The sequence below is a fragment of the Kitasatospora sp. NPDC056800 genome (assembly GCF_042789775.1).
Lineage (GTDB): Bacteria > Actinomycetota > Actinomycetes > Streptomycetales > Streptomycetaceae > Kitasatospora.
Genome location: NZ_JBHUAL010000412.1, coordinates 1 through 1,694, shown reverse-complemented (window position 1 = coordinate 1,694; position 1,694 = coordinate 1). Strand labels below are relative to the sequence as shown.

Here is a 1,694-nt window from a genome sequence, read left to right as displayed (position 1 = left end):
GGGGGCCCCCCGGGTGCCCCCCCCCCGCCCCGACGGGCCCCGCCGACCCGCTCGCGGGCCGGAGGGAGCCGACCTCAGGAGGTCAGCGAGGTCTTGCGGGTGGAGATGATCTGGTCGATCAGGCCGTACTCGGCGGCCTCCTCGGCGGTCAGGATCTTGTCGCGCTCGATGTCCTCGCGCACCTGCTCCGCCGTCCGGTTGGAGTGCTTGGACAGCATCTCCTCCAGCTGCTCGCGCATCCGGAAGATCTCCTTGGCCTGGATCTCCAGGTCGGACACCTGGCCGCGGCCGGTCTCGGTGTACGGCTGGTGGATGAGGATCCGGGCGTTCGGCAGCGCCATCCGCTTGCCGGGGGTGCCGGCCGCGAGCAGCACGGCCGCGGCGGAGGCCGCCTGGCCCATGCAGACCGTGGTGATGTCCGGCTTCACGTACTGCATGGTGTCGTAGATGGCCGTCAGGGCCGTGAACGAGCCGCCGGGCGAGTTGATGTACATCTGGATCTCGCGGTCCGGGTCCATCGACTCCAGGCACAGCAGCTGCGCCATGATGTCGTTCGCCGAGACGTCGTCGACCTGCGAGCCGAGGAAGATGATGCGCTCCTCGAACAGCTTGGCGTACGGGTCGTACTCGCGGATGCCCTGCGTGGTGCGCTCGACGAAGCGCGGGACGATGTAGCGGCCCTCGGCGCGCATGTCCTCGACGCGGGCCTGGGCGGCCGACAGGCTGGGGATGTTCATGGGGGTCCTTGTCCTCCGAGGCGTTGGGGCTGTGGTGTCGCGGGCCGGGCCGAGGCTCAGGCAGCGCCCGTGCCGCCGCCGCCGGGGACGTCCGCGGCGCTGTGCATGATCGCGTCGATGAGGCCGTACTCCAGGGCCTCCTCCGGGGTGAACCAGCGGTCGCGGTCGGAGTCGGCGGTGATCTGCTCGAAGGACTGGCCGCTGTGGTGCGCGATCAGCTCGGACATCCGCTTCTTGGTGCGGAGCAGCTGCTCGGCCTGGATCCGGATGTCGGTGGCGGAACCGCCGAGGCCCGCGGAGGGCTGGTGCATCAGGATCGTGGAGTTCGGCAGCGAGAAGCGCTTGCCCGGGGCGCCCGCGGTGAGCAGGAACTGGCCCATCGAGGCCGCCATGCCCATCGCGATGGTGACGACGTCGTTCTTGATGTACTGCATGGTGTCGTAGATCGCCATGCCGGCCGAGATCGAGCCGCCCGGGGAGTTGATGTAGAGGAAGATGTCCTTCTCCGGGTCCGCGGCCAGCAGCAGCAGCTGCGCGGTGATCTTGTTGGCGATGTCGTCGTCCACCGCCTGGCCGAGGAAGATGATCCGCTCGTTGAGCAACCGGTTGTAGACCTGGTCGCCAAGGCCGCCGAGCACGTCACCAGCGGCGGCGTGCGGTGCCATCGGGCCAGGCATCTGCATCTGCGGGAACGTCACTTAGCCACCTGCTCAGTCGATTTGGACGGTCGCTCCACGGCCGTCGCGGTGTCGCACAGCTTCCGGGTATCACGTCGTGATTGTTGCTGTCCAAGGACCCTAACGCGCAGGCCCGGCCGCAGAATCCCTCACGCAGAACTGTTCGCTGTGAGCGCAGGGTCGCGGCGGCCGCCGGGCCGGACGACAGCGGGCCCGGCCCCCCGACGGCGGCCGGGCCCGCCGCGGCCGGGAGGGGCGACCGGGGCGCGCACGCCACGGT

The 1,694-nt window shown here is 69.8% G+C and carries 2 protein-coding genes; both read right to left on the bottom strand.

The window, feature by feature from the left end; all coding sequences use genetic code 11:
* Positions 1-74 precede the first annotated feature (74 nt).
* A complete protein-coding gene (locus tag ACFRQN_RS40765) occupies positions 75-737 on the bottom strand; it encodes an ATP-dependent Clp protease proteolytic subunit (RefSeq protein WP_049648953.1) in 663 nt (220 codons plus the stop codon).
* 56 nt (positions 738-793) lie between these two features.
* Positions 794-1,414, bottom strand: a complete 621-nt coding sequence (locus ACFRQN_RS40760; protein ID WP_049648988.1) for an ATP-dependent Clp protease proteolytic subunit — start codon at positions 1,412-1,414, stop codon at positions 794-796.
* Positions 1,415-1,694 lie beyond the last annotated feature (280 nt).